General features: G+C 42.4%; 29 protein-coding genes. 18 read left to right on the top strand and 11 right to left on the bottom strand.

The genetic code is table 11. The features are described 5' to 3' along the window. Window positions 1–15: 15 nt before the first annotated feature. The gene (locus tag FNL97_RS14295) at window positions 16–204 is read right to left on the bottom strand and encodes a hypothetical protein (protein WP_012749319.1); all 189 of its coding nucleotides are present in this window, start codon (window positions 202–204) and stop codon (window positions 16–18) included. Window positions 205–307: 103 nt separating this feature from the next. On the opposite strand from FNL97_RS14295, the gene FNL97_RS14290 reads away from it, so the two are divergent. Continuing rightward, a complete protein-coding gene (locus tag FNL97_RS14290; RefSeq protein WP_012749320.1) occupies window positions 308–712 on the top strand; it encodes a hypothetical protein in 405 nt (134 codons plus the stop codon). Here the strand turns inward: FNL97_RS14290 and FNL97_RS14285 are convergent. From FNL97_RS14285 to FNL97_RS14270, 4 genes are read right to left on the bottom strand one after another with little or no spacing between them, the layout of a single operon-like run. Continuing rightward, window positions 669–1,844 carry a YheC/YheD family endospore coat-associated protein gene (locus tag FNL97_RS14285; protein WP_062679192.1) on the bottom strand — a complete coding sequence of 392 codons (1,176 nt, stop codon included), beginning with the start codon at window positions 1,842–1,844 and terminating at the stop codon, window positions 669–671. The two genes, FNL97_RS14290 and FNL97_RS14285, sit on opposite strands and share 44 nt — an antisense overlap. Next, window positions 1,841–3,190, bottom strand: coding sequence for a YheC/YheD family endospore coat-associated protein (locus FNL97_RS14280; protein WP_062679193.1), 1,350 nt, complete (start codon window positions 3,188–3,190; stop codon window positions 1,841–1,843). The genes FNL97_RS14285 and FNL97_RS14280 overlap by 4 nt, the downstream gene beginning before the upstream one ends. After that, window positions 3,187–4,251: a YheC/YheD family endospore coat-associated protein gene (locus FNL97_RS14275; protein WP_143416019.1), complete on the bottom strand. Its 1,065-nt coding sequence runs from the start codon at window positions 4,249–4,251 to the stop codon at window positions 3,187–3,189. Before FNL97_RS14275 ends, FNL97_RS14280 begins: the two co-directional genes overlap by 4 nt. 6 nt (window positions 4,252–4,257) lie before the next feature. Beyond that, entirely contained in the window at window positions 4,258–5,346 is a 1,089-nt protein-coding gene (locus tag FNL97_RS14270; RefSeq protein ID WP_143416018.1) for a YheC/YheD family endospore coat-associated protein, read from the bottom strand. A 279-nt stretch (window positions 5,347–5,625) separates the two neighbouring features. Here FNL97_RS14270 and FNL97_RS14265 point away from each other — a divergent pair, with 279 nt between their 5' ends. From FNL97_RS14265 to FNL97_RS14255, 3 genes are all read left to right on the top strand, one after another. Then, window positions 5,626–5,985, top strand: coding sequence for a YlbF/YmcA family competence regulator (locus FNL97_RS14265; RefSeq protein ID WP_143416017.1), 360 nt, complete (start codon window positions 5,626–5,628; stop codon window positions 5,983–5,985). A 308-nt stretch (window positions 5,986–6,293) separates the two neighbouring features. Continuing rightward, window positions 6,294–7,157, top strand: a complete 864-nt coding sequence (locus FNL97_RS14260) for a Cof-type HAD-IIB family hydrolase (RefSeq protein ID WP_012749326.1) — start codon at window positions 6,294–6,296, stop codon at window positions 7,155–7,157. 107 nt (window positions 7,158–7,264) lie between these two features. Next, window positions 7,265–8,770, top strand: a complete 1,506-nt coding sequence (locus FNL97_RS14255) for a coproporphyrinogen III oxidase (RefSeq protein ID WP_143416016.1) — start codon at window positions 7,265–7,267, stop codon at window positions 8,768–8,770. 52 nt (window positions 8,771–8,822) lie between these two features. On the opposite strand, the gene FNL97_RS14250 is transcribed toward FNL97_RS14255, so the two are convergent. Further along, a complete protein-coding gene (locus FNL97_RS14250) occupies window positions 8,823–9,905 on the bottom strand; it encodes an RNA-guided endonuclease InsQ/TnpB family protein (RefSeq protein WP_015863580.1) in 1,083 nt (360 codons plus the stop codon). A 319-nt stretch (window positions 9,906–10,224) separates the two neighbouring features. Further along, entirely contained in the window at window positions 10,225–10,410 is a 186-nt protein-coding gene (locus FNL97_RS14245; protein WP_012749328.1) for a YhzD family protein, read from the bottom strand. Between the two features lie 141 nt (window positions 10,411–10,551). Between FNL97_RS14245 and FNL97_RS14240 the strand changes: the two genes are divergently transcribed. The 6 genes from FNL97_RS14240 to FNL97_RS14215 all read left to right on the top strand — a co-directional run bounded on the left by FNL97_RS14240 (window position 10,552) and on the right by FNL97_RS14215 (window position 15,956). Next, a complete protein-coding gene (locus tag FNL97_RS14240; protein WP_012749329.1) occupies window positions 10,552–11,451 on the top strand; it encodes an ABC transporter ATP-binding protein in 900 nt (299 codons plus the stop codon). After that, window positions 11,444–12,682 (top strand): ABC transporter permease, encoded by a 1,239-nt coding sequence (locus FNL97_RS14235; RefSeq protein WP_143416015.1) that lies wholly within the window; start codon window positions 11,444–11,446, stop codon window positions 12,680–12,682. Before FNL97_RS14240 ends, FNL97_RS14235 begins: the two co-directional genes overlap by 8 nt. Before the next feature lie 89 nt (window positions 12,683–12,771). Next, window positions 12,772–13,746 (top strand): 3'-5' exoribonuclease YhaM, encoded by a 975-nt coding sequence (gene yhaM, locus FNL97_RS14230; protein ID WP_012749331.1) that lies wholly within the window; start codon window positions 12,772–12,774, stop codon window positions 13,744–13,746. A 193-nt stretch (window positions 13,747–13,939) separates the two neighbouring features. Next, a complete protein-coding gene (locus FNL97_RS14225; protein ID WP_012749332.1) occupies window positions 13,940–14,125 on the top strand; it encodes a sporulation YhaL family protein in 186 nt (61 codons plus the stop codon). A 108-nt stretch (window positions 14,126–14,233) separates the two neighbouring features. Further along, complete coding sequence (gene serC / locus FNL97_RS14220; RefSeq protein ID WP_012749333.1) at window positions 14,234–15,316, top strand: 3-phosphoserine/phosphohydroxythreonine transaminase; 1,083 nt, start codon at window positions 14,234–14,236, stop codon at window positions 15,314–15,316. Window positions 15,317–15,431: 115 nt separating this feature from the next. After that, on the top strand, window positions 15,432–15,956 hold the full coding sequence (locus FNL97_RS14215) for a tryptophan transporter (RefSeq protein ID WP_012749334.1): 525 nt from the start codon (window positions 15,432–15,434) through the stop codon (window positions 15,954–15,956). 50 nt (window positions 15,957–16,006) lie between these two features. Here the strand turns inward: FNL97_RS14215 and yhzF are convergent, their stop codons facing one another. Further along, window positions 16,007–16,186, bottom strand: a complete 180-nt coding sequence (yhzF, locus tag FNL97_RS18550) for a membrane protein YhzF (RefSeq protein WP_502707817.1) — start codon at window positions 16,184–16,186, stop codon at window positions 16,007–16,009. A gap of 173 nt (window positions 16,187–16,359) precedes the next feature. On the opposite strand from yhzF, the gene FNL97_RS14205 reads away from it, so the two are divergent. After that, a complete protein-coding gene (locus FNL97_RS14205) occupies window positions 16,360–16,965 on the top strand; it encodes an HTH-type transcriptional regulator Hpr (RefSeq protein WP_205729474.1) in 606 nt (201 codons plus the stop codon). On the opposite strand, the gene FNL97_RS14200 is transcribed toward FNL97_RS14205, so the two are convergent. Beyond that, window positions 16,958–17,299: a YhaI family protein gene (locus FNL97_RS14200; RefSeq protein WP_143416013.1), complete on the bottom strand. Its 342-nt coding sequence runs from the start codon at window positions 17,297–17,299 to the stop codon at window positions 16,958–16,960. The genes FNL97_RS14205 and FNL97_RS14200 overlap by 8 nt on opposite strands. A 184-nt stretch (window positions 17,300–17,483) precedes the next feature. Here FNL97_RS14200 and FNL97_RS14195 point away from each other — a divergent pair, with 184 nt between their 5' ends. Beyond that, entirely contained in the window at window positions 17,484–17,663 is a 180-nt protein-coding gene (locus FNL97_RS14195) for a hypothetical protein (protein WP_012749337.1), read from the top strand. A gap of 67 nt (window positions 17,664–17,730) precedes the next feature. Here FNL97_RS14195 and FNL97_RS14190 read toward each other — a convergent pair whose 3' ends face one another. Further along, window positions 17,731–17,817, bottom strand: coding sequence for a YjcZ family sporulation protein (locus tag FNL97_RS14190; protein WP_073967926.1), 87 nt, complete (start codon window positions 17,815–17,817; stop codon window positions 17,731–17,733). A gap of 185 nt (window positions 17,818–18,002) precedes the next feature. Between FNL97_RS14190 and FNL97_RS14185 the strand changes: the two genes are divergently transcribed. Next, the gene (locus FNL97_RS14185) at window positions 18,003–18,833 is read left to right on the top strand and encodes a peptidylprolyl isomerase (RefSeq protein ID WP_062677430.1); all 831 of its coding nucleotides are present in this window, start codon (window positions 18,003–18,005) and stop codon (window positions 18,831–18,833) included. A 44-nt stretch (window positions 18,834–18,877) separates the two neighbouring features. On the opposite strand, the gene FNL97_RS14180 is transcribed toward FNL97_RS14185, so the two are convergent. After that, window positions 18,878–19,300 carry an HIT family protein gene (locus FNL97_RS14180; RefSeq protein WP_012749339.1) on the bottom strand — a complete coding sequence of 141 codons (423 nt, stop codon included), beginning with the start codon at window positions 19,298–19,300 and terminating at the stop codon, window positions 18,878–18,880. A gap of 520 nt (window positions 19,301–19,820) precedes the next feature. On the opposite strand from FNL97_RS14180, the gene FNL97_RS14175 reads away from it, so the two are divergent. From FNL97_RS14175 to hemE, 5 genes are all read left to right on the top strand, one after another. Further along, complete coding sequence (locus FNL97_RS14175) at window positions 19,821–20,558, top strand: ABC transporter ATP-binding protein (RefSeq protein ID WP_012749340.1); 738 nt, start codon at window positions 19,821–19,823, stop codon at window positions 20,556–20,558. Beyond that, complete coding sequence (locus tag FNL97_RS14170) at window positions 20,555–21,769, top strand: ABC transporter permease (RefSeq protein ID WP_143416012.1); 1,215 nt, start codon at window positions 20,555–20,557, stop codon at window positions 21,767–21,769. Before FNL97_RS14175 ends, FNL97_RS14170 begins: the two co-directional genes overlap by 4 nt. Further along, on the top strand, window positions 21,766–22,272 hold the full coding sequence (locus FNL97_RS14165) for an antibiotic biosynthesis monooxygenase family protein (RefSeq protein ID WP_143416011.1): 507 nt from the start codon (window positions 21,766–21,768) through the stop codon (window positions 22,270–22,272). The genes FNL97_RS14170 and FNL97_RS14165 overlap by 4 nt, the downstream gene beginning before the upstream one ends. Before the next feature lie 155 nt (window positions 22,273–22,427). Beyond that, window positions 22,428–23,828 carry a hypothetical protein gene (locus FNL97_RS14160; RefSeq protein ID WP_062677433.1) on the top strand — a complete coding sequence of 467 codons (1,401 nt, stop codon included), beginning with the start codon at window positions 22,428–22,430 and terminating at the stop codon, window positions 23,826–23,828. 339 nt (window positions 23,829–24,167) lie between these two features. Continuing rightward, window positions 24,168–25,205: a uroporphyrinogen decarboxylase gene (gene hemE, locus FNL97_RS14155; RefSeq protein ID WP_143416010.1), complete on the top strand. Its 1,038-nt coding sequence runs from the start codon at window positions 24,168–24,170 to the stop codon at window positions 25,203–25,205. Window positions 25,206–25,209 lie beyond the last annotated feature (4 nt).

Genomic DNA, 25,209 nt, shown 5'->3' with positions numbered 1-25,209 from the left:
TCGGTTTTTGAATGGCTACGTTGTTTCATGAGGAGGTTCTTCTTTTGCTAAGTCGCGCGCTTCCTCGATGTTTACGGCATCACCGTGGCCATGGACATAGCCCCCTGCCAATCCCTCATTGATCATACGGTCGATATCCATATAGTGTTCATCGCGTCCTTCATATTGGGAATCTTGATAATTCCGTTTGTTTCGTTCCGTCATAATGCGTCCCTCCTTGTTTTTTGTAGTTTGTATTATAAAAGCATAGATTATTCGTATTCATCATATATATGTCAAAAAGCAGGACAAGCAAGGAGGGAACACAATGATACGTACGGTGAAACAACTGCTGTACATAACAAGAACATCAACGCAACTAGCAGAACAGATGGCAGAAATAGTGAGCGATGAAACGTGGAAACAACAATTTATTCTGTATTTAGAGGATATAACACGTCAATATAAGCTATGGCAATATATTCACTATTTACTTGCCGGGGCATATGAAGAAAGCGACAGTGAAAAGATCGTAACAGCTTCGGTTTCCGAACTGTTGTATGCGCTTTGTTCCAATGAATTAAAAAAAGGAATGTTGTGTCGAAAAGCAAGTGAGATGTTATCGGGAGCTGCACAAAAAGCGGCAGATCACTCATTACAGCAGGCCATTCAATATAGCCAGCTATTTTTTACGATGATAAAAAACCAGCTAGTTCATCAAATAGGGAGATAAGCTGTTTGGCACCATGATGTTGAATGTCCAGTTCGTCGAAAATCATCGGTTTGGCGTTCAGTTCGTACATGTACAATTGTCCATCTTTGCTAAGGCCAATATCCGCGGAAAACTCGCCAATAAAACCGAAATGCTTGCTCATTTCTTTCCCGCACTCGGAAATTAGGTTACATAAAAGGGCTTCATCGATCCGATGTTTCACTTCGGAATACGGCAGAAGTTTTCCGCCGTTTAGGACGTGTGTTGTCAGTTGTTGCGCTGGCGCCATCCGCACACCAATGCCGCTGATTGCATAAGCGCCGTGGTGATAATGAACGAGAACACGCAAATCATACCGATTTCCTTTCCATGTATCAGCGTCAATTGTTTGTTGGACAATATAGCGTTTCGATGAAAAAAGAGGAGTGAGTTCGTCAAGGGAAGTGAGTGTTTTTCGAACATTTATTTGTTCGTAAAGGATGTGTGTTTGTAAAGGAGAAGAAGTTAAGCGAAACAGCCCTTTTCCTTTTGCTCCTTCGTTTGGTTTAACGTATACACTTCCGTGTGTTTGCAGCATTTTTCGTATATCGTCCGTATCATGAACTAAAAGCGTAGCTGGCAAATGCGGGCGCAATTGGTCGTTTTTTTGTAATGTCTCGTATAATTCCCACTTTGTAAAAAAAGAACGATTAAAAAATGGAATGCAAAGGTTGTTTAAAAATTCGATGATTCGTTGGAATTCGTCTGTTTTTTCTTCTGATCTGCTTTTGATTCGGTTGTAAAAAACGTCGGGAAGAGGGGCGGTAACAGGCACCCACTGTCCGAGGCCGCGAACGAATACATATCCTTGAACGAATTTTTCATAGATAGAGCTAAATGGTAAAACGATAGCGATACTTCCCGCTTCTTGCAAGGAAGTGGTGATCAGCTCGATATATCGTTTTTTTCGTTTTAACAAAGCGGGAATGGAAGATTCGCTAATCATAATGCCGACAAGCGGTCCTACTTTTCCCCGCTGTTCTTTTACGTGAAACGAAAAAGACGGCAATTCGTTAGAAAAAGCCAATGGATGCTGGTATCCAAAAACGTAGGTACGGCCTTCATCTTGATGAAACCATTGTTGTTTTTTTTCATTGTAGCAAATGATCGTCATGTGAATAACGCCTCTGGTTCATCAATTATTTTTTTACTTAAATAAACGGCGTACGCAAGAGAGAGCATCGCTGTTAGTTCATCATATCGCTTTAGCTTCGGATGTTTAAAAATGCATCGTCCCGGCTTCGAATTTGCTTCAAACATCCAAATCCGATATTGTTGGTCGATTCCAAGATCAAATCCGATTTCACCAATGTTCATCTGAAGCTGTTCCTCAAGACAACGGCTTAGGGTAAGAGCGGTGTCATGAAGTTGCCTTATGATATGGTTGCGAGTGCTTCGGTCTGGGAAAATTTCTTCGATCGTTTTTACGATGCCCCCATTGTTAATATGGGTCGTAACGCTTCTTTTTTCTGCGATTTTTGCAGCGATCGCGCTCACCTGCCAAACCCCTTCTTCGTTTTTATTTGTATGAACGCGAAAATCGAATTTTCTTCCATTGACTTCCATGAGGCGAATCCCTTGTTGGATAATATATGAATCTAATTTTTTTTGTGAAAAAACGTTTTCCCACAAAGATGATAACGTTGGAAAGGTTTGCGACCGGTTAGTTCCATGTTCATCTCGAAATCGGCATTCATACTTCGTGTTTTTCTTCAAAAGATGGTAAATACCTAAACCGAGACTGCCGTTGGCGGGCTTTAAATATGCTTCGCCATAACGTTTTAAAAATTGATCGGCGGTCTTGATCGTAGGATAAAAAGATGTGTTTGGAAGGTACGGCCTGGATAATGGATGTTTTTCAAGCAGACGGTATATTTCCCATTTATTAAAAAAGTTTTCGTTAAACAAAGGAATTCCGTATTCTTTTTTTAATGTTTCTTTAATTGCTTGGAATGTTTCATCGTTTTCAATTCGACGGTTTGGCAAGCGATTGTAGATAACGGTAGGAAACGGAACTTCATGCTGGACCCAACCGTTTTCTGTATAAAAATACCCCGTTATCGTTCCTTTCTCCCAATGAATATGATGAGCGCCAAAAACAAAAGCAAATCCGCCGACTTTTTTCTCTTGTGAAAGCAGTTTCGCAAAGAAAAAGCTCCGTTTTCCCACCGGACGAAGCGGCGATTTCGTAAACCCTGCGGTAAAAATGCCAATGAGCGGACCAAGATGGACGGTGTCTTCAGTGAGAAATAGATGAATATCGGCAGAAAATGGGATTTGTAAGCGTTTGGCAACATCGTTTGTGATAACGATATGTTTGTCTAAAACCGGGGACGAAACAAAGCAGCATGCGGTGGACATGCTTCCGAACGCGGCCATCGTTTGCCCGGAGAGCGAAATATCGGGCGGAAGATAAATCGTATTTTCTTCCGCCTCTTGTATCGTTAATGTATATTTCATGAGATATTCACCTCGTTTGCGAGAAACAGACAATAGCGAAGCGGTGCTTCGTAGACGTCACAGTTTTCAGGAGTGAGTGCAGTAATAATTTTTCGGCCTGGCTTCGAATTCATATCAATGATCCATACAGCGCCTTCCTCAGTAATCCCGAGATCAAGACCTAGTTCAAACAATGGGCCAAATTGCTCTTCCAAGTAGGATGGCAACACGTTTGTAATCGTTTCGATTCCATCGGTAATAAAAAGGCGTTGTGGGGAAGAAACTTGGTTGATCCATTCCGAAAAATCGAAAATGGAAGCGCCGGCACTGACGTTGGCAATCATTGTTCCAGGCTGTCCGATTCGCACCGCTCTGCCTCGTTCGCTCCATTTGCCTCGTTCGTTTTTTTGGAAGAGAAAACGGATATCGAACGGCTCGTTTTTCTTCGTCTGTAACGGCAAAAACGGCTGAATAAGGTATGAATTGTGTTGAAGCAAATCATTAATCCACCGTTGCAAATCGTTTTCTCGTCTGATATGGGCAATTGTTTGACCACTTGCATCTAAAATATGAAGTAAGTTCCTCATTTGTTTTATGACATAAATGCCCTTGCCGCGCGAGCCGTGTTCAGGCTTGCAAATGACGGCTTTTTCTTTCTGGATCATGTGCAGTACATCCATAGCGGATTGAAGACGTTCTGTTTTGGGAATATACGGGGAAAGCAATGGATGTTCAATGACCTTCTTGTACAATTCCCATTTGCTTGGGAATCCGTGTCCTAAAAATGTAATATCTGGCCGATGTTTTAACCATTGTACGATCGGTTTGCTTTTTTTTGAGCGGTCATCCGCACGATAAAAGCAACGGTCATATAAAAAGGTGGGAATGTCAAAAGTGCTTTCTATCCATGATTGCTTGGTGTTATCAAATTGCAGGCCGCGCACTTTTTCCGTTAACGGGTCAATATCAAAAGGGGTAAAGTGGTATACGGTAATGCCATAACGATCAGCCCGCTTGGCAACTTCTGTGGAATACTTTACTTCTTGTTGATCATAGACGGTGACAAATCCAAGAGAAATCAATTTTACTCACTCCTTTTGCTCGATAAGCGATAAACAATAGTCAATAATCGCTTTAGCGGAAGGTCGAATAAGGCGATTTGACATTGCCATATCGGTCTGTTTGGATGGTTTTGTGTTTACTTCGATAATCCATGGTTTGTTTTCTTGGTCGATCGCTAAATCAATGCCGAACTCTCCATATAATCCGTCGGCTTCATTTGCTAATACGGAAGCTGTTTCGAGCGCGATTTCTTTTAACAGCATTTTTTGCTGGAACGCTCTGTTTTGTTCATACCATTTCCGCAATACCTCATCTATTGAAATGATTTCCCCGCCGCGGGCAAGATTGGCGACAAATTGTTCTTGCTGGGCGACGCGTGCGATAGCGGATGTTACGCGCCATTCGCTGTCATGAATGCGGTGGCATGATAGCCGAAAATCAACGAGACGTCCTTCCATCGTCTGGAGGGCAATGCCTTGCTGAATGATGGATGCCAGCTTTATTCGTTCTTTCAAGACCGCAAACAGGGCGGAAGTAGAAGGATATTGTTGCATCGTATCTTTCATGAACGTGGAATAGTCAAGGCGAAACTCGCCTTCCGTTTTTTCAATGCGCAAAATATGGCGTCCTTGGCTGCCGTAAATTGGTTTAATAAAAACGACAGGAAATTGTTCAAGAAAGTCGTCGAGCATTTGTTTCTTTGTGAATAACTCTGTTTTTGGCAAATACGGATGCAAGTACGGATGGCTCATTAAACATTCGTGCACTTCCCATTTATGCAAAAAACGGTGATTAAACATAAGAACATGTTCATCTTTTAGCTTTTGGATAAGACGTTCAAATAAGCTGGTTAATTCTGTTTTTCGTGAATGAATGCGGTTATAGATCACTTTTGCAGGCGGTACTTCCGTTTTTGTCCATTCTCCATTGATCCACTGATAGCCAATTCGTTCATTTTCTAAATACATCGATAAAGATGTAACGTATAAAGTTAGGTGATGTTGCTTGCTATATTCCGCTAATTCCTTGCAAAATTCATGTATGGATCCAAAGTGAACATGTGAGTCTGTATGAAAAATTTCTGTCATCACGGCGATAGCTTGGGGGTGGTTCATCGTTCTCCCTCATTTGCTCTTTTGTTACACAAGCTCTATAATGAAAAATTAGGCAAATGTTTCATATCGTATCGTATGATTTTCGCCTAATATTGGTGATTGCAGACATGCGTGAAAGGGGAGAAACATGGGATGATTTGATGGTCGGTGGAGTGACAAACACACTTGAAATCAAAATGCTGTTCCGTCCGGATTATCAAATTTTTGTTAGTCATATCGCTTTTTCTCGGCGCATACGTTATGATAGTGATACATTATTTTTTATTGGGAGGCTTTTTTATGTCCAATCAACTCTATGTCCTTGCCGAGCAGCTGGAGCAGGCCATCCGTACAAGCAGTGATTTTCAACAATTAAAGCAGGCATACGAAGCGGTGCGCCGCGACGAAACCGCGTATCGCCTATTTACGAATTTCCGCAATTTGCAAATGCGCCTTCATGAAAAACAGATGACTGGTGCTGAAATTTTACCGGAAGAAATCGAGCAAGCGCAAAAAGCGATGGCGCTCACCCAGCAAAACGAAAAGCTTGCCCAGCTGATGACGCTTGAACAACGAATGAGCATGGTATTATCCGATATTCAACAAATCACGATGAAACCGCTAGAGGAACTATATCGTTCATTCGCAGAACAAATGTGAACACTCGTATTGGGTGTTCTTTTTTTGTCCGTTTTATCATAGCTATGAAGTGATAGGAAGAAAAGCGGAGGCGAGCTGCTTAACCGCGATGGGCAAATGTTCTTCGCCTGCAGGGGTGCTTGTCGCCCCGAAGGCGAAGGTTATTTGACCCCGAGCGGTTGCGAGCCGAAGCTAGACAGGGAAGAAAAGCGGAGGCGAGCTGAAGCTAGACAGAGAAGAAAAGCGGAGGGAGAAACAATTCAAAAAGAAAAAAACGCCGAACGCAAAGAGGGGCAAGATTCAACTTTTTCGAAAAGGGGGAGACAGCGATGTACAAATTGCTTGCTCTCAATATTGATGGAACGATTTTAAAAAACAACGGCCGCCTGCAAAGGGAAACAAAAGAAGCAGTAGAATATGTGAAACGAAAAGGAGTTTACGTAACGTTAATGACGAGCCGAAATTTGCTCGCGGCACGGAAAGTCGCAAAAGCGTTAAAATTGGATAGCGAATTGATCACGTTTCAAGGTGCAATAATCGGAAAATCACTAAAGGAAAAAATATTTGAAGCGCTTATTCCAGAAGAACGGACATTTAACATTGTGCAGGTGCTTGAAAATTACAATTGCAACATTCGATTGATGCATGAGCGCTATTCGATCGGCAATCGGAACAAAGTGCAAAAAAATTTAGTCGTAAAAACGGTGTTATCATCAGGCGATCCGTTTTTTTATCCGACGCAGTTTGTCGATTCGCTCGGCAATATATTAATGGATGAACCAGTGGCTGTTCCGAAAATCGATGTCTATTTTGCAAACGAACGAGAAAGGAATGAGGCCATGTCGGTATTAGCAAAAGCGTTCCCGACCATTGATATGATTATGCACCCAAACGAAAAGATGGAAATTGTACCGCAGGGCGTGTCAAAACTCGCAGGATTGCAGCGCCTTGGCAATCATTTAGGGATTTCTTTAAAAGAAATGGTTGTAATCGGCGATGGTCTCGACGACATGCCAGCGATTGAAGCTGTTGGTCTAGGAGTCGCAATGGGAAATGCGCCAGTGGAAGTGAAAAAAGCAGCTGACTGGGTGACACGTTCGAACGAACAGCTCGGTGTCGCCTACATGATTAAAGAACATTTCCGCAAGCAGCTGCGACCGGAATTTCTGCGGAAATTAAAAATAAAACGATAAAAGGAAAGCTGGGATGGATGGTCCCAGCTTTTTCATTGGCGAATCTCGTTACTTGACGAGAGCGAATTGCCTTCTGTACACTTAAATAAGCTTGACTGGGAAAGGTGATGTCATTGCGCGTTCAAATTCAAGGATTACATGATGTCGAGCGGTTTCAACGTCCGTTGGAGGTAATCACAGGATTATTTTTCGAAGAATATGAGCTGGTATTTGAATCGGTTCACGACGCAGATATAGCAGTTGCGCTTTCGATAAACGGCGACAAGCGTGTTCATGTGCATGGAATATTGACGGAAAAATTAACGGGAAATAAATATGAAGCGGATCATGAAAAAGACGTATCCGGCTATCTTGAGGAGAAAGATCGTTTCAAACAAATAAAATATACGGTGTTTCATGTATATTTGACGTTATTGCAGCAATATACCGGTCTGATTCAACAATGGGGAGTGTTGACAGGAATACGTCCGGTAAAACTGTTGCATCAAAAGCTGCGTTCCGGTCTTTCAAAAGAGGAAGCGCACCGTCAGCTTCGCGATGATTATTTAGTAACAGAAGAAAAAATTGAGCTGATGCAGGAAATCGTCGACCGCCAGCTTACAGTCGTGCCAGATTTATATGACCTCGCCCATGAAGTAAGCATTTATATCGGCATTCCGTTTTGCCCAACGAAATGCGCGTATTGTACGTTTCCAGCGTATGCGATTGGCGGGCGCCAAGGTTCCGTCGATGCCTTTTTAGCTGGGTTGCATTACGAAATGCGGGAAGTCGGCCGCTTTTTAAAAGAGCGCGGCATCAACATTACGACAATTTATTACGGCGGCGGCACGCCAACAAGCATCACCGCCGAAGAAATGGACCGGCTGTATGCGGAAATGTATCAGTCGTTCCCAAATGTCGAGCGTGTCCGCGAAATCACGGTCGAGGCGGGGCGTCCGGACACGATTACACCAGAGAAACTGAATGTGCTTAAAAAGTGGAACATCGATCGCATCAGCATTAACCCACAGTCTTACATTCAGGAAACGCTAAAAGCAATCGGCCGTCACCATACGGTAGACGAAACGATTGAAAAGTTTCATCTTGCCCGCGAGATGGGCATGAACAACATTAACATGGATTTAATTATCGGGCTTCCGGGGGAAGGAACAAAAGAATTTTCCTATACATTGGCGCAAACGGAAAAACTCATGCCGGAGTCGTTAACGGTGCATACGCTTTCGTTTAAACGAGCATCGGAAATGACAAAAAACAAAGCGAAATACAAAGTCGCCGACCGCGACGAAATCAGCGAAATGATGAAAGCGGCCCAAGAGTGGACGAAGCGGCACGGCTATGTTCCGTACTATTTGTATCGGCAAAAAAACATTCTCGGCAACCTCGAAAACGTCGGATATGCCTTGCCGGGAAAAGAAAGCATTTACAACATTATGATTATGGAAGAACAACAGTCGATTATCGGGCTTGGCTGCGGCGCGTCCAGCAAGTTTGTCGATCCGAAGACTCGAAAAATTACCCGCTTTGCCAATCCGAAAGAACCGAAGGTGTATAACGAAAATTTTGTCCATTACACGAACGAAAAACTGAAAATGCTGGAGGCGTTGTTTGGATAGAGGGAACAGCAGTCAACTACCCAACGGCTAAAGCCGTGGGCTTGCAACTAGCCTAATTGGCTGCCGCGTTCGGCTGGTTGACAGCAGCCCTGCGGATGTTTTCCGCAGCCACGTTGTCGGCAGGGGCAGCGTACCCACAAGCTCGACAACAAAACTGATCCCTTGACGGTCTGTTTTCTTTGGCCACATGTCCGCAAACCGGACAGGTGCGGGAAGTATTTTTTGGATGAACCAATACCACCGGCACGCCAGCGATCGCCGCTTTATACTCAATAAACTTTCTCAACTGATAAAAAGACCAAGAAGAGTGTTGACGACGCTGTTGCTTTTTAACCGTTTTCTCGGTGCGTTGGCGGATGCCCTTTAAATCTTCAAGGGCAATGCCGCATCCGAGTGCCTTTGCCTTTTCAACAATCTTCTTGCTAATGCAGTGGTTCACATCACGGGCAAATAGTTTTTCCTTCTTGGAACGCTTTTTAAGCAGGCGTTTCGCTGACTTGGTGCCTTTCTTTTGGAGTTTGGCGCGAAGTTTCGCATGGCGGCGGCGCAGCCCGTTGACCTTCGAGCCGGAAAATACCTCACCGGTGCTATCGACGGCGATATTAATGATGCCAAGGTCCACACCGATAAATCCGTTTTCGGAATTGGGCTGGCCTTCGGGAACGTCCACCACGAGCAGTAAATAAAAAATACCGTTTTGAAGGACTAAATCGGCTTGACCCCGAACACGGTTGCCGCACAGCAAACCTTGATGGTAGCGGCTAATGACCATAGGGATTTCCATTCTTCCTTGCAAGGTAAGGATGGAAGCATACTCTAACCCTTTAAAGGACAGGATTCTTTCATCATACACGATGGCACCGGTTTCTTTAAAGTTATGCAAGGTTTTTTTATCCAAACGATAGCTTTCCGACACTTTGCCGATGGCACGAACGGTCATTTGGGCAGAGAGGCCAAATTTTTCCCTGACGTCATAGTAGCAAAGCCGCTGGATTTTCGTTTTGGAAAAGGTTCTGGAGCGAAAAGCAATCTCGCTAATATAGTTGCATGCTTGGTTAAACCGTTTCATTGTTTCCAGCAGCGCATGAAACTGTTCAAGAGTTGGCATTAATTTAATCTTGAGAGTGCAGAGCATTCTTGATTCACCTACCTTTCTAAATCCAGTGTACTTATATTGAACAAAAAATTCAATATATACTGAAAATATAAACCCCGCCTTCCTCCCACAGCTAAAGCAGTGGGCTTCCAGCGGATGTTCTCGTGAATCCGGGCGAAAGCTCTTTTGATTCCATACGCCTCCTTCGATCCTTTGTAAGTCTTCGGTAGGTGCAAAGACTTTGTCCTCATCATGGTGAAGCTGTTCCGCCTGCTGCGTTTTATGCATATCTTTCCTTGTTTTTCCCGTCCTTTCTGTTCAAAACCCGATTGCTTTCGGCAACCGGGCTTTATTCGTGTCAACGGTGGAATAAAATCAGCTTTCCGCTTGATGTTACACAGCGGTGCGTTTTATCGTGGCAGTTATGTTCGCGCAATTTTTGTTCGCCGATTTTTTTTGCTTCTTCATCGTTCGCGGCTTCGAACGTTTCGTCCAACAGTTTTTCTCCACTTTTGTCGAATGCTGTTAATATATATGTTGGCATAGTAGTCCCCCCTTTGCTGAATGGTGATTCATATTATTATTTTGCTATTTTAAAAAAAATTCCTTCTAAATGATGAAACTTTTCGCTATGATAAACGTGTATGATTTAGTGGAAATTTTATCTAAAATTGGGGGAGTGAGAATGTCGTTACAGTTAGCGCATGTGACAAAGCGGTTTGGCACAGTGACTGCGGTCAACGATGTCACGTTAACGATTCCGGAAGGAAACTTGTTCGGATTTCTTGGCGCGAACGGGGCGGGAAAGACGACAACGTTTCGCATGATTTTAGGCTTGCTGGAACCAACGGAAGGAACGATTACGTGGAATGGAGAAAAAATCGACTACTCGAAAAGCCATCTCATCGGTTATTTGCCGGAAGAGCGCGGTCTGTACCCGAAACTGAAAGTAAAAGATCAGCTTATTTATTTAGGCAGGCTGCGCGGCATGGATAAAGCAGCGATTATAAAAGAAATGGAAGCGTGGCTTGAACGGTTTAACGTGCCGGAGTACGCGGACAAGCGGGTTGAGGAACTGTCGAAAGGGAATCAGCAAAAAATTCAATTTATCGCCGCCGTGTTGCATAAGCCGAAGCTATTAATCTTAGACGAGCCGTTTAGTGGGCTCGATCCGGTCAATGTCGAGCTGTTAAAAGAAGCGGTCATCGATTTAAAAAACAATGGAACGACGATTGTCTTTTCGAGCCATCGTATGGAGCATGTCGAAGAGTTGTGCGAGCATCTTTGCATTATGCACCGCGGTCGGCCGGTCGTATACGGATCATTGAAAGAAGTGAAGCGGTCTTTTGGCAAAAAGAACATTATTATTCATGCTGATATGCCGCTTGATGAGCTGGCGGAGTTCCCAGGGGTTGTCAAAATGAAGCGGACAGCGGAAGGCGTGCATTTGCAAATCGAAAACGAAGACGTGTCGCAAAAAATTCTTTCCCATATTGCCAACAAAGGATTTATTCGCAAGTTTGCGCTAGAAGAGCCTTCGTTAAACGATATTTTCATTGAAAAAGTAGGTGCGGCGTATGAATAAGTTTTGGATTGTACTTTGGCATACGTATACGACAAAGCTGAAAGCGAAATCGTTTATCATCACAACGATTATTACGAGTCTCTTTGTCTTTGCGATGGCCAACATCCAGCATATTATTGAATTTTTTACAAAGGATGAAAAAACAACGGTGGCGGTCATTGATACAACGGGAGTGTTTTACGAACCGCTTGAGGCACAGCTAAAACAGGGAAAACACGATGATCTCAAGTTAAAGAAGGTGACCGGTCCGGAAGAAAAGGCAAAGGAGGCCGTCCGCAATGGCAAGTGGGATGCGCTCCTCGTAGTTTCCGCCGATGAGAAGCAGCTGCCGAAAGCAGCATATTACGCGAACACGATTGCCGACAACGATACGCCAAGCAAGCTTGAGCAAGCGCTCCAGCAGCTGAAAACAACGCTGGCAACAGCAAAACTCGGTCTTAAACAAGAGCAGATTGCACAGCTATATGAACCGGTGCCGTTTGAAAAAGTGGCATTGGAAAAAAACGCGAAAACGGAGGAAGAGTTGAATCAGGCGCGCGTTCTCGTTTACGTGCTGCTGTTTGCGATGTACATGTTTGTTCTCATGTACGGCGGCATGATTTCCACAGAGGTGGCGACGGAAAAGTCGTCGCGCGTCATGGAAATTTTGGTATCAAGCGTTCACCCGATCCAGCAGCTGTTCGGGAAAATCCTAGGGGTTGCGCTTCTTAGTTTAACACAGTTTGCGATTTTATTTGCGGTTGGCTTCACAGCGCTGAAAAGCAGCGGGCAAGAATTGTGGAAATTTCTCGGTTTTGATCATCTTCCTGTCTCGACATTTGTGTATGCGATTATTTTCTTCCTTTTAGGTTATTTCTTATATGCGACATTATTTGCCGTGCTTGGTTCGCTCGTCAGCCGCGTGGAAGACGTACAGCAAATGATTATGCCGGTGATGATTGTTGTCATTGCTGCGTTTATGATCGCGATGTTTGGCTTAAACGCTCCAGAGTCGTCCTTTATTACGGTGACATCATTCATTCCGTTTTTCGCGCCAATGATTATGTTTTTGCGTGTTGGGTTACTGCCTGTTCCATTTTGGGAAGTGGTGCTCAGCCTTGTTTTATTAATCGCTACGATTGGCTTGCTTGCCTTTTTCGGATCGAAGGTGTATCGCGGCGGAGTGCTTATGTACGGAAAATCTGGTTCACTGAAAGATATGAAAAAAGCGGTGCAATTGACGAAAAAGTAAGGCCTTGCCTAAGGCAAGGTTTTCTTTTTGTGTTTTGCACACATGTGGTATACTTAACTATACGCAAAGACGGAAACGGAGGGAAAAGGTTGGCGAAAGGAATTGTTCATTATGAGGTTGGCGAGCAAGTCGATGTGTATTTGCTCATTAAATCGGTGACAAAAGGAATCGCTAGTAACGGGAAACCGTTTTTAACATTGATTTTGCAAGACAAAACTGGAGATATTGAAGCGAAACTATGGGATGTGTCTCCGGAAGATGAAAGTGTCTACGTGCCGGAAAGCATTGTTAAAGTATTGGGCGACATTCATAATTACCGAGGAAAAATGCAGCTGAAAATCCGCTCGATTCGTCTCGCTCACGAAGGGGATGCTGTCCGTGTATCCGATTTTCTCGAGACGGCCCCAATGAAACGCGAAGACATGATGGAAAAAATTACAGAATACATATTTGCAATGCAAAATCCAAATATTCAGCGGATTACGCGCTATTTATTAAAAAAATACGAACAGAAATTTTTTGACTATCCGGCGGCGACGAAAAACCACCATGAATTTATTTCTGGATTGGCGTACCATGTCGTGTCGATGTTAGAATTGGCAAAAGCGCTTGTGAATTTATATCCGTCATTGAATAGAGATTTATTATACGCTGGCGTGATTTTACATGACCTTGGCAAGGTAATTGAGCTGTCTGGCCCAGTGTCCGCTTCGTATACGCTCGAAGGCAAGCTGCTTGGACATATTCCGATTATGGTAGGCGAAATCAGCAAAGCTGCTGAACATCTTGGCATCAGCGGCGAAGAAATCGTCGTGCTGCAACATATGGTGCTTTCCCATCACGGAAAAGCGGAATGGGGCAGTCCGAAGCCGCCAATGGTGAAAGAAGCAGAAATTCTTCATTACATTGACAATTTGGATGCGAAAATGAATATGATCGACCGGGCGCTTGAAAAAGTAAAGCCGGGTGAGTTTACGGAACGAATTTATGCATTAGAAAATCGTTCATTTTATAAACCAATTTTCTCTTCTGTTTTAATGCAAGAAAGAGGGGGGACATCATAAAGCCTTCTCCCCAACGGCTAAGGCAGTGGGCTTCTTGCATTATTCATAAGCCTTGAAAGCAGCAAGCAAAGAAAAAAAGAATAAGCATTGCACAATACGAAAGAGGCGGTATTTTCCGCCTCTTTCTTTATGCATAGATCATTGATTTTGTGCGTATAGTTTAGTAAGACAAGCCAGAAAAAGGGGGATGTTAATGCTTAGCATGCCATGGTGGATTTATTTAGTTGTTGCGGGAATTATTTTTAGCGGTTACATGGCAGTAAGAACAGCAGCGAAAGAGAGAGAAATCGATGAAGCATTTATTGAAAAAGAGGGAGAAATTTATATGGAGCGCATCCGAAAGGAGCGGGAGCGGCGCCAGCAAGCGAAGTCCTTGTAGCCAACAAGGACTTTATTTTTTGAAAAATTCCCTTTATTTTTTCGGAATTCGTGTTAGGATAATATTAACTCTCTTATTCATTAAAGAAATAAAATGGGGGATGAAAAAATGAAACGGGCGTATAATTTCAACGCGGGACCGTCAGCGTTGCCGCTTCCGGTATTAGAGCGGGCGCAAGCGGAATTGCTTAATTTTCAAAATACAGGGATGTCCGTGATGGAGCTGAGCCATCGCAGCAAAGAATACGATGCGGTGCACAACAGCGCCAAAGAGCGGCTGAAACGGCTGATGAACATTCCTGATACCCATGACGTCTTGTTTTTACAAGGCGGAGCGAGCCTGCAGTTTTCGATGGTGCCGATGAATTTGCTTGGAAAAGACCATGTCGCTAATTACGTGTTAACAGGATCGTGGTCGGAAAAAGCGCTGAAAGAGGCAAAGAAGGTTGGAAAAACTCATATCGCCGCATCAAGCAAAGAAGCGAATTATACGTACATTCCGCATCCGGAAGACATTCAGCTTTCCGAAAACGCAGCGTATTTACATATTACCTCCAACAATACGATTTTCGGCACACAATGGCATGAATTCCCTGATTTGCCAGTTGATCTTATTGCCGATATGTCGAGCGATATTTTAAGCAGGGAAATCAATGTTGGGCAATTTGCATTAATTTATGCGGGGGCGCAAAAAAATCTTGGGCCGTCCGGCGTAACGGTGGTAATTATCCGCAATGACTTATTGGAGCGCATTCCGGATAACTTGCCGACGATGCTCGATTACCGCACGTACAGCTCAAGTAATTCATTATACAATACGCCGCCAACGTTTGCGATTTACATGCTTTCTCTTGTGCTCGAATGGGTCGAGGAAGAAGGCGGTGTGAAAGCGATCGAAGCACGCAATAAAGAAAAAGCGGCTGTCGTATACGAAGCGATTGATGCAAGCAATGGGTTTTATGCCCCACATGCGGAAAAGGACAGCCGTTCGCTTATGAACGTGACATTTAGGCTGCCAAATGAAGAATTAACGAAGAAATTTTTGGCGGAGGCAAAAGAGAAAGGATTTGTTGGATTAGCCGGCCATCGTTCTGTTGGAGGCTGCCGTGCATCGATTTATAATGCCGTGCCGCTTGAAGCGTGTGAAGCGTTAGCGGAATTTATGAATGATTTCTATCGGAAATTTAACTGAAAATTCCCACTTCACTTTCACACTGCAAAGTGATATAATGATAGAAAGATTCTCGTAATAGGTGCAAATGCACTATTAGAGGAGCTTAGGAAAGAATAGATGAGGAGAGATGAGCATGAATACGAGAGTACTAGTTTCATTGGCATTGTTAGTCGGAATTGGTGCGGTATTGCACGCGGTCATTCCAGGAATTTTCTTTGGGATGAAGCCGGACATGATGCTGACAATGATGTTTTTGGCTATTTTGTTGTTTCCGAATGTTAAAGCAGTGGGGCTTGTTGGAGTTGTGACAGGCATTATTTCCGCGATGACAACAGGATTCCCGGGGGGACAAGTTCCAAATATCATTGACAAAACGATTACCGCTTTTGTATTCTTCGCGTTTGTGTTGCTTTTGAAAAAGTATGGTCAAACGGTGATTTCTGCCGCAATATTAACAGCGGTCGGCACGATCATTTCTGGCACGATCTTTTTAACCGCTGCGCTTTTGTTGGTAGGATTGCCAGGCGGGGCAGCTTTTTCTGCTTTATTTCTGACCGTTGTATTGCCGGCGGCTGTGATTAATACGATTGTGATGGTGATTATCTATCCAATTGCCTCGTCCATTTTTAAGCGGATGAACATTACAGCGCATGCGTAACAATCGCAAAAAACCCGATCATCATCTTGGTCGGGTTTTTTGCTATCACGCTATACATATCGGAGTAGCCAAGCAGTGACAAAGCAAAAAAATGCTATTCCAATATAACCGAAAGCACGCTGTTTTAATACTATTTTTGGCGGATACATTTTCGCTTTTGTTAATGAAAAAAGAGTATTTATGAAAAGACAGAAAAATATGAAACTAATCATAAAAAAAAACGATTGCATATATATCATTGCTTTCTCCCCCTATGCTTACTATATGTTGGCTAACTTACAGCTATGAACGGCGGGGAATGGTCACAAAAATAAAAAAATTAAACATTTTTATCTTTATTAATTTTTATTTTACTGGCATAATAGAAAGTAAAAAACACGGTGAGGAAAGAGTGGGTGGAACGATGAAAACGACAGAGCAAAATTATTCTATAAAAGAGGCGATGCTATTTAGCCAACGAATTGCTCAGTTAAGCAAGGCGCTTTGGAAATCGATCGAAAAAGACTGGCAGCAATGGATTAAACCATTTGACTTAAACATTAACGAACATCATATTTTATGGATTGCATATCATTTTAAAGGGGCGTCGATTTCGGAAATTGCAAAATTTGGAGTGATGCATGTATCCACAGCGTTTAATTTTTCAAAAAAATTAGAAGAGAGAGGCTTGATTTCCTTTTCGAAAAAACAAGACGATAAACGCAATACGTACATTGAACTGACAGAAAAAGGAGAAGAAGTATTATTGAAATTAATGGAATCGTATGATCCAACGCAAAACGCGGTGTTTAACGGAGCATTGCCGCTGCGAGAGCTATATGGAAAGTTTCCAGAAATTTTAGAAATGATGTGTATCATCCGCAACATTTATGGCGATGACTTTATGGAAATTTTTGAAAGAGCGTTTGAAAACATTAAAAACGATTTCGTGGAACAAGATGGAAAACTAGTGAAACGAAACGCGAAATCGCAAGAAAAAGAAAAGGAGCTAACAAGTCAGTCTAGCTAACGGTTTTCATTAACTTTTTCAATTCCGTCATTAGGGGGACAAACATTTGCTGCTTAAGGAGAGCGTCAACTGTCTGTTCGAGCGGAAGGCTAGGATGGAGCATTCCCGCGAAATGAAGGAGGAGCGGGGTGAAAATCGTCAGCCCTTCCGCTTTTTGTTTTTCATATTCCTCGTTTAACTGTTCGCAAAGGGCAAGCACTTCATCTACTTCTTCTTTTGTTAAATTTGCTTTAATAACAAGATAATAAAACGGTTTTTTTGTTTCATCGACCATTTCCATTAACAACGATCGATGGAATTCCAATTTGGCGATTCGTTCCTCTAGTGTTCCCATATGCGCGCTCCTTTTGCCGAACATAATGGACAAGTTTTTACGTATATTTTACCTAATTTATGAAAAACAACCAATAAAAAAGTTTTTTTCAGGGGAGAAGAGTTTTTCTGTAAAAATCATATTGATTTATAAAAAGAAACGTTGTAAAGTAAATGAGTAATTATGAATAGGAGGGGAAACAGGTTTGACGGTGTACTTTATACCCCTTGCTGTCATTATTTTATTTCTTATTAATCAATTAACATCTCGCCTTTGCGCGCAAAGGGAAATACCAGAAGAAAAGCAACCAAGTGTTTTTCGAACAATCAACGTTCTTATTACGATTTTATTAATTTCTTCCTATTTTGAAGTGTTATTTACATAGAAAAAAGCTGACAGCTTGTGCTGCCAGCTTTTTTGTAGATGTGTTGTAGACAAGGGGAAGGGGTTAATTAGAATAAACATGAGCATCCAACAATAATTAACAAAATAAACAACACAACAATTAACGCAAAGCCTCCTGCATAAGGTGCGCCCATTGTAACACCTCCTTTCAAAAAGGAGCAATTCAGCCTCAGATGCTTCATCATCATCATATGTAAGGCAAAAACATATGTATGGGCGTATGACTAAAAGGAAAAAGTTTTTTTCTTTATGAAAAATATGTTATAGTTATTGTTGTAATTTTTTTTGTCAAAAAATTGGTGTGGGAGTTGTGGAACAAATGAGAAAATGGATGATCGTTGCAGCCGTCGCCGCTGTTTTTGGGCTTTCGGCCTGCAATAACGGCGATTCTGAAGTCATTGTAAAAACAAAGGACGGCAACATCACAAAAGAAGAATTTTATAATGAAATGAAGGCCCGCGTAGGCAAGGAAGTGATTCGTGACCTTGTTCATGAAAAAGTATTAAGCAAAAAATATAAAGTGACAGACAAGGAAATCGATAAAGAAATCGAGAACTTAAAAGAAATGTATGGAACGCAATATGATTTAGCCGTTCAGCAAAATGGAGAAAAAGCGATTCGGGATATGGTGAAACTGGATCTTTTGCGGCAAAAAGCAGCAATGGAAGATATAAAAGTAACGGATAAAGAGTTAAAAGACTATTATAAGAATTATAAACCGAAAATTAGAGCGAGCCACATTTTAGTAAAAGACGAAAAGACAGCAAAAGAAATTAAAGCGAAGCTTGATAAAGGAGAAGATTTCGCAAAGCTTGCGAAACAATATTCACAAGATCCAGGGTCAGCATCGAATGGCGGCGATTTAGGATGGTTTGGACCTGGAAAAATGGTGAAAGAATTTGAAGATGCAGCATATAAGTTAAAAGTTGGACAAGTGAGCGATCCGGTGAAAACAGACTATGGCTACCATATCATCAAAGTGACGGACAAAGAGGAGAAAAAGCCGTTTAACGAAATGAAAGAGGAAATCGAATTCGAAGTAAAACAAAGCAAATTGGATCCAGCAAAAGTACAATCAAAAGTAGAAAAACTGATAAAAGATGCAAAAGTGGAGATTGAAGATAAAGATTTGCAAGATGTGTTAAAATAACGGTCAAAAACAAAAGGAAGCGGGTAAGAATCGCTTCCTTTTGTTTATTCCAATCCTTTTTGAATTGTTGCGGCAATGGTTTGTAAATCGTCAAACGTATAATCGCTTGCATGGGATTTCCATACAGCGCCAAATCCATCTCCTTTGCCGTAACGAGGGATTAAGTGAACATGATAATGAAAGACAGTTTGCCCTGCTTGTTCACCGTTATTGTTTAGTAAATTTAAGCCGGCTGGGGAAAATTGTTTTTTGATCGCGTTTGCGATTTTTGGAACAACGGTAAAGACGTGGCTTGCAACATCTGGAGTGAGTTCAAAAATGTTTTCTTTATGTACTTTTGGAATGACAAGCGTATGCCCTTTCGTTACTTGGCTGATGTCGAGAAAAGCCAATACATGTTCATCTTCATACACTTTTGCCGCTGGGATGTCTCCGTTTACAATTTTGCAAAAAATGCATTCACTCACTAGAAAAAGCCACCTTTCCTATTTTTTCTTCCATTTTACCATAAAAAGAGCAGGATGTAATCTTGTATTGATTACATCCTGCTTTAGTGAAAAGGGGAGAGGGTTTATTCAAACAAAATGGCGTTTGATGAACACCCCATTTGCAAAAAAAGTTGTTAAAGAGTGAGTTTTCCTTTGTTCAAGATGACCATCCCCTTTAAGCTCTTACATAGAGGTTCGTTGCTTCATAGCAATGGAACGATGGTCTTGTCTTTCACAAACACCTCATTTACTTAAGGAGTTTCGCGCTTCCTCACTGCATTACAATGGTGTTACTTCGACAAGTGTGTCTTTCGTGAACACCTCATTTCTAAGTGGATGATTCATCATTTGCGCTGTTCCTCATCCCCTCTTCGCTATTTATCATGCCCGAGAAAAAAGGATGTATGCAAAAAGGAGAGAGATAATTTTTGGAAAGTATTTGTTGCTTTGATAAAATGAAAATGTAATCCGTAATTTATGAATAGAAAGGAAGCAGGCGATGGCGCTTTTGGAAGTTCAACATTTATACGGGGGATATACGAAGCAAAACGTGCTCGAAGATGTTTCGTTTACCGTCGATCGCGGGGAAATAGTTGGTTTAATCGGTCTAAACGGCGCGGGAAAAAGTACGACGATCAAGCATATTATTGGGCTGATGGAACCGAGGAAAGGGACGATTACGATTAACGGAAAAACGTTTTCGGAACAGCCGGATGTATATCGTTCGCAATTTACATATATACCAGAAACACCTATTTTGTACGAGGAACTGACATTGGAGGAACATTTGCAATTAACGGCGATGGCTTATGGTTTGGAAAAACATGAATACGAACGGCGTCTTCCGCCGTTATTAAAAGAATTTCGCATGGAGAAAAGGTTAAAATGGTTTCCTGCTCATTTTTCCAAGGGAATGAAGCAGAAAGTCATGATTATGTGCGCCTTTTTAGTGGAGCCAGAGCTTTATATCATTGACGAGCCGTTTCTTGGCCTTGATCCGTTAGGGATTCATTCTTTGCTTGAACAAATGCAGCAAATGAAGAAAAAAGGGGCGGGCATTTTAATGTCGACACATATTTTGGCGACAGCAGAAAAATATTGTGATTCGTTTGTCATTTTGCATAACGGAAAAGTAAGGGCGAAAGGAACGCTCGAGGAGTTGCGTGAACAATTTTCTTCTCCAGCGGCAACGTTGGATGAACTATATATTGCGTTAACAAAGGAAGAAAGCGTATGATGGATGGAAAAAAACTATGGAACGACCGCCTTTATCAAGAAGTGCGAAAAATGCGGCGCTATTTACGTTATATGTTGAACGATCATCTATTGTTTATATTGCTCATTGGCATTGGCCTAGGGGCGGTCGCCTACCATCGTTGGGTACAAACGCTTCCGCCGCATTTTCCTTATCCCATCATTGCCGCACTGATTTTTTCTTTCGTATTGACGTTTGGTTCGTTGCGCACGTTATTTCAAGAAGCGGATATCGTGTTTTTATTGCCGTCTGAGACAAAGCTTCGTCCATATATTCAACGGGCTTTTTTGCTGAGTTTTCTTTTGCAGGGATATGGGCTGCTTCTTGTATGGTTGGCAATTGCGCCGCTTCACCGGAAGTTTTCCGATGTTTCTTTATGGCTGCTGTTTTTCGTGTTGCTCGTTTTGAAAGGATGGAATTTGTTTATAAGCTGGAAAGGAAATTATTTTATTGAACCGCTTGCCCATCGTCTTAGCATGGTCGCACGGTTTGGGGTCAATGCTCTTTTTGTTTACTTTTTGCTTGTTCCTGCTTCGGTTTTGTTTTTGCTTGCTCTATGTGCCATTATTGCAGGCATAACGGTTTATTTGGTGCAAGCAACAAAGCGAAAAGGATGGAAATGGGAGCGTCTCATTGAACAAGAAACAAGTGCGGTGCGCACATTTTACCGTATCGCCAATTTATTTACCGATGTTCCACAATGGAAAGAGGAGGCGAAACGCCGGCGCTGGCTTGATTTTCTAGTTTCTATGATTCCGTATCATCCAAAAAATACGTTTCTTTATTTGTACGCAAGAACATTCATCCGTTCGGGCGGATATTTAGGTCTTTATATCCGTTTAATCGCAATCGGATTGTTATTTCTTTATATTGTTCCATCCGAATACGGAAAAATCGCTGCATCGTTATTTTTTCTTTACATTACAGGTTTTCAATTATTCTCGGTAATCGACCATCATCGGACAAACTTGTTTATCCGATTATATCCGCTTCCTAACGATGCGCGGAAACAGGCAGTATGCCGCCTCCTCTTTTTCTTATTAATGGTGCAAAACATTGTTTTCAGTTTGTTTTTATTCCTGCTTTATGCTGGCTGGATATGGGGCGCGTCATGGATGGCAGGAGCTGTTTTTAGTTATTGGCTACTGTTTCATTATCTTTCCAAACGCCGCAATAGGAGGGAAAAACGATGAAAAAAATGTATATTACGACAGGAACAACGGATTATTTGCAAAAGGTGAAGGGCATGCATGCAAATGAAACGATGTTGTTGTTGGAAAGTGGAGAAGATGCTGTTTTGATTCATGAAACAGATGGCGAAACGGTGTTTAAAGAGCCGCGCCGTTATGAGGTGATCGATGCAGTTGGTGAGTTGGGCGGAGCGTTTGTTGTATGCAATAATATTCCGGTGACCGACGAAGGGCGGCCGCTATTTGAGCATCGCTTTGTGCAGCGGGCAAGACTGATTGAAAATGAACCTGGATTTGTTGCGATTCGCGTACTGCGTCCGCTTTCTAATGACACGTATATCATTATGACATTATGGGAAGGAAAAGAGCATTTTGAAAATTGGCAGCGTTCAAAAGCGTTCACAAAAGCGCATGAGCAGCGGAAAGAAGAACAAAAACCATCTCAACAAAAAATATTTCCGCGTCCATCTTATATAACAGTCTATTCGGTCGTTCAAGAAAGATAAAACGGTTTTTTACCTCCGCTTTTTCGAATGAATAAGCGGGGGTTTTTTGCGGATAGTGTTTCACACCTTTATTCTCCTTTCATATGCTGTAGTACATCCATGTTGGGAAAATGTCCTATTTAACAATGGAAAGCATATAGGAAAGGAGAATATAAATGGGTGTGGAATTAACGGTGCTGCACTGGATTTACTTAGCGTTTATCGTGTTTATTATCGGATTTATGATCGCACGAAAAGATACATCACTTATTTGCATTATCGGGATCTTTTTGTTAGCCGCTACAGCGACCCATTCGTTAAGCGCGGCGATCAGCGGGGTGTTTAATAGCTTTATTTACGCGATTACAGAGCTTTTGCCAACCATTTTAGTGATTTCCATTATTGTGGCAATGAGCAAAGTGATGACAACAACAGGAATTAATGATGTGATGATTTCGCCGTTTATCCGGTTTATCCGCACTCCGGGATGGGCGTATTGGACGATTGGGATTTTGATGATGATCATTTCTTGGTTTTTCTGGCCATCTCCCGCAGTTGCGTTAATGGGTGCAGTGTTACTGCCTGTGGCCATTCGTGTTGGGTTGCCGGCGTTAGGAGCGGCGATGGCGATGAATTTGTTTGGTCACGGTATTGCTCTATCAGGAGATTTTATTATTCAAGGAGCGCCAAAACTGACAGCAGATGCCGCTGGTCTTTCTGTCTCCGAAGTCATTTCTGCCAGCGTGCCGCTTGTGTTTGTGATGGGAGTTGTTACTACGGTTGCTGCCTTTCTATTGCTTCGTCGTGATATGAAAAGGGGCCATTTCGCTAATGAAACGAATGAAGTAGCGGCGACAGCGGATGAGGCAATCGAAAAGGCAAAACAATTGTTGTCTAATCAAGCGAAAAATATGTTGGCGATCATCATTCCGATTTTATTTGTTCTAGATGTCATCGCAATGTTTTATTTGCGCCTGCAAGGTGGAGATGCGACTGCGTTAATCGGTGGAACAGCGATTTTTATTTTAATTCTTATTTCCATTTTTGCTTATAAACAAGAAAGTTTTAGTGAAATTACGAATTATTTAATCGAAGGATTTCAATTTGGCTTTAAAGTGTTTGGACCAGTCATTCCGATCGCGGCGTTTTTTTACCTCGGTGACGCAGGGTTTGTCAAAATCATCGGAGAACACTTGCCTAAACTATCGCAAGGAATTGTAAACGATCTAGGAATTGCGCTCGCTCATGTCGTACCGCTCAGCGATGGAGTTGGAGCGGTCACGTTAGCGATTGTAGGAGCAATCACAGGATTGGATGGTTCAGGATTTTCTGGTATTTCGTTAACGGGGTCGGTTGCTCATTTATTCGCGACAGCGATTGGCGGCGGTGCCGCGACATTAACTGCGCTTGGACAAATTACGGCAATTTGGGTTGGAGGCGGCACGCTTGTTCCGTGGGCGCTTATTCCAGCGGCAGCTATTTGCGGTGTAGACCCGTTTGAGCTGGCGCGCCGAAACTTGGTTCCGGTGGCGATTGGACTTGTTGTGACAACCATTGTAGCGATGTTTTTGATTTAACATTGACGAAAAAGCTGTCTCGTAGGAGTGAGCGAGGCGGCTTTTTTGATATAATAATAAAGGAACACGAATGATTTTTTGATATAACCATGAAAAGTATAAAAAACGGAATGACTGGCTATTTATTTCTGAAATCAGACGAACGAAACGGTATTGTGCAGAAAGTCAGTAACAAACGAAAATAAATCGTCAATTTTTTGACAGTTTCCCCCCATTGCTATACATTGTCATAAGAACCTTGTATAGTTATAATCGTAACTTTGTATACAACTGCTTTGATGAAAAATTTTTTATCTTTTATAGATCTATCGATGTTGAATGAAAGAAAGGCGGATGAGGATGTCAAAACAAAAGAATGATACATTTTTACGCGCCTGCCGCGGCGAAAAGACAGATTATGTTCCGGTTTGGTATATGAGACAAGCGGGAAGGTCCCAGCCGGAGTATCGGGCGCTTAAGGAGAAATATTCGTTATTTGAAATTACCCATCAACCAGAGCTTTGTGCTTATGTAACAAGATTGCCGGTCGAACAATATCATGTGGATGCGGCCATTTTATATAAAGATATTATGTCCCCGCTTCCGGCGATTGGTGTTGATGTAGAAATTAAAGCAGGGGTTGGACCGGTGATTGCTAATCCCATCCGCTCTCTTGCGGATGTAGAAAAACTTGGAGAAATTCATCCGGAAGAAGATGTGCCATATGTATTGGAAACCATCAAACTGCTGACGACTGAACAATTAAATGTTCCGCTCATCGGATTTGCGGGTGCGCCGTTTACGCTTGCGAGCTATATGATTGAAGGCGGTCCATCGAAAAACTACAATAAAACGAAAGCGTTTATGTACGCAGAACCAAAAGCGTGGTTTGCTCTGATGGACAAGCTTGCTGATATGACGATTCGCTATGTGAAGGCGCAAATTCGTGCTGGCGCGAGCGCGATTCAAATTTTTGATTCATGGGTTGGCGCGGTGAATGTTGACGATTACCGCACATTTATTAAACCGACAATGGCTCGTATTTTTGCGGCGCTTCGCGAAGAAAACGTTCCGCTTATTATGTTTGGGGTTGGTGCGAGCCATTTAGCGAAAGAATGGAACGATTTGCCGCTTGATGTAATCGGACTCGACTGGCGGCTTTCGATTCGCAAAGCGCGGGAAAGAGGGATTACAAAAGCGCTTCAGGGAAATTTAGATCCAGCAGTTCTTCTGGCTCCTTGGGAAGTAATTGAAAAACGCGTGAAACAAATTTTGGACGAAGGCATGGAACAGCCGGGATATATATTCAACTTAGGCCACGGCATTTTTCCAGAGATTCAGCCAGAAACGTTAAAACGGTTAACGGCGTTTATCCATGACTATACGTCAAGAAAATAAGAGG

The organism is Geobacillus sp. E263, from assembly GCF_007197795.1.
GTDB lineage: Bacteria > Bacillota > Bacilli > Bacillales > Anoxybacillaceae > Parageobacillus_B > Parageobacillus_B toebii.
Note: the sequence above shows the minus strand (reverse complement) of the source record. Positions and strands in the feature narration are given on the sequence as shown.

What these genes read in the sequence shown, in the direction of transcription:
- FNL97_RS14295 (WP_012749319.1), bottom strand. Translation starts at nt 204, where the DNA reads ATGACGGAACGAAACAAACGGAATTATCAAGATTCCCAATATGAAGGA.
- FNL97_RS14290 (WP_012749320.1), top strand. Translation starts at nt 308, where the DNA reads ATGATACGTACGGTGAAACAACTGCTGTACATAACAAGAACATCAACG.
- FNL97_RS14285 (WP_062679192.1), bottom strand. Translation starts at nt 1,844, where the DNA reads ATGACGATCATTTGCTACAATGAAAAAAAACAACAATGGTTTCATCAA.
- FNL97_RS14280 (WP_062679193.1), bottom strand. Translation starts at nt 3,190, where the DNA reads ATGAAATATACATTAACGATACAAGAGGCGGAAGAAAATACGATTTAT.
- FNL97_RS14270 (WP_143416018.1), bottom strand. Translation starts at nt 5,346, where the DNA reads ATGAACCACCCCCAAGCTATCGCCGTGATGACAGAAATTTTTCATACA.
- FNL97_RS14265 (WP_143416017.1), top strand. Translation starts at nt 5,626, where the DNA reads ATGTCCAATCAACTCTATGTCCTTGCCGAGCAGCTGGAGCAGGCCATC.
- FNL97_RS14260 (WP_012749326.1), top strand. Translation starts at nt 6,294, where the DNA reads ATGTACAAATTGCTTGCTCTCAATATTGATGGAACGATTTTAAAAAAC.
- FNL97_RS14255 (WP_143416016.1), top strand. Translation starts at nt 7,265, where the DNA reads ATGTCATTGCGCGTTCAAATTCAAGGATTACATGATGTCGAGCGGTTT.
- FNL97_RS14250 (WP_015863580.1), bottom strand. Translation starts at nt 9,905, where the DNA reads ATGCTCTGCACTCTCAAGATTAAATTAATGCCAACTCTTGAACAGTTT.
- FNL97_RS14245 (WP_012749328.1), bottom strand. Translation starts at nt 10,410, where the DNA reads ATGCCAACATATATATTAACAGCATTCGACAAAAGTGGAGAAAAACTG.
- FNL97_RS14240 (WP_012749329.1), top strand. Translation starts at nt 10,552, where the DNA reads ATGTCGTTACAGTTAGCGCATGTGACAAAGCGGTTTGGCACAGTGACT.
- FNL97_RS14235 (WP_143416015.1), top strand. Translation starts at nt 11,444, where the DNA reads ATGAATAAGTTTTGGATTGTACTTTGGCATACGTATACGACAAAGCTG.
- FNL97_RS14225 (WP_012749332.1), top strand. Translation starts at nt 13,940, where the DNA reads ATGCTTAGCATGCCATGGTGGATTTATTTAGTTGTTGCGGGAATTATT.
- serC (WP_012749333.1), top strand. Translation starts at nt 14,234, where the DNA reads ATGAAACGGGCGTATAATTTCAACGCGGGACCGTCAGCGTTGCCGCTT.
- FNL97_RS14215 (WP_012749334.1), top strand. Translation starts at nt 15,432, where the DNA reads ATGAATACGAGAGTACTAGTTTCATTGGCATTGTTAGTCGGAATTGGT.
- yhzF (WP_502707817.1), bottom strand. Translation starts at nt 16,186, where the DNA reads ATGCAATCGTTTTTTTTTATGATTAGTTTCATATTTTTCTGTCTTTTC.
- FNL97_RS14205 (WP_205729474.1), top strand. Translation starts at nt 16,360, where the DNA reads ATGAAAACGACAGAGCAAAATTATTCTATAAAAGAGGCGATGCTATTT.
- FNL97_RS14200 (WP_143416013.1), bottom strand. Translation starts at nt 17,299, where the DNA reads ATGGGAACACTAGAGGAACGAATCGCCAAATTGGAATTCCATCGATCG.
- FNL97_RS14190 (WP_073967926.1), bottom strand. Translation starts at nt 17,817, where the DNA reads ATGGGCGCACCTTATGCAGGAGGCTTTGCGTTAATTGTTGTGTTGTTT.
- FNL97_RS14185 (WP_062677430.1), top strand. Translation starts at nt 18,003, where the DNA reads ATGAGAAAATGGATGATCGTTGCAGCCGTCGCCGCTGTTTTTGGGCTT.
- FNL97_RS14175 (WP_012749340.1), top strand. Translation starts at nt 19,821, where the DNA reads ATGGCGCTTTTGGAAGTTCAACATTTATACGGGGGATATACGAAGCAA.
- FNL97_RS14170 (WP_143416012.1), top strand. Translation starts at nt 20,555, where the DNA reads ATGATGGATGGAAAAAAACTATGGAACGACCGCCTTTATCAAGAAGTG.
- FNL97_RS14165 (WP_143416011.1), top strand. Translation starts at nt 21,766, where the DNA reads ATGAAAAAAATGTATATTACGACAGGAACAACGGATTATTTGCAAAAG.
- FNL97_RS14160 (WP_062677433.1), top strand. Translation starts at nt 22,428, where the DNA reads ATGGGTGTGGAATTAACGGTGCTGCACTGGATTTACTTAGCGTTTATC.
- hemE (WP_143416010.1), top strand. Translation starts at nt 24,168, where the DNA reads ATGTCAAAACAAAAGAATGATACATTTTTACGCGCCTGCCGCGGCGAA.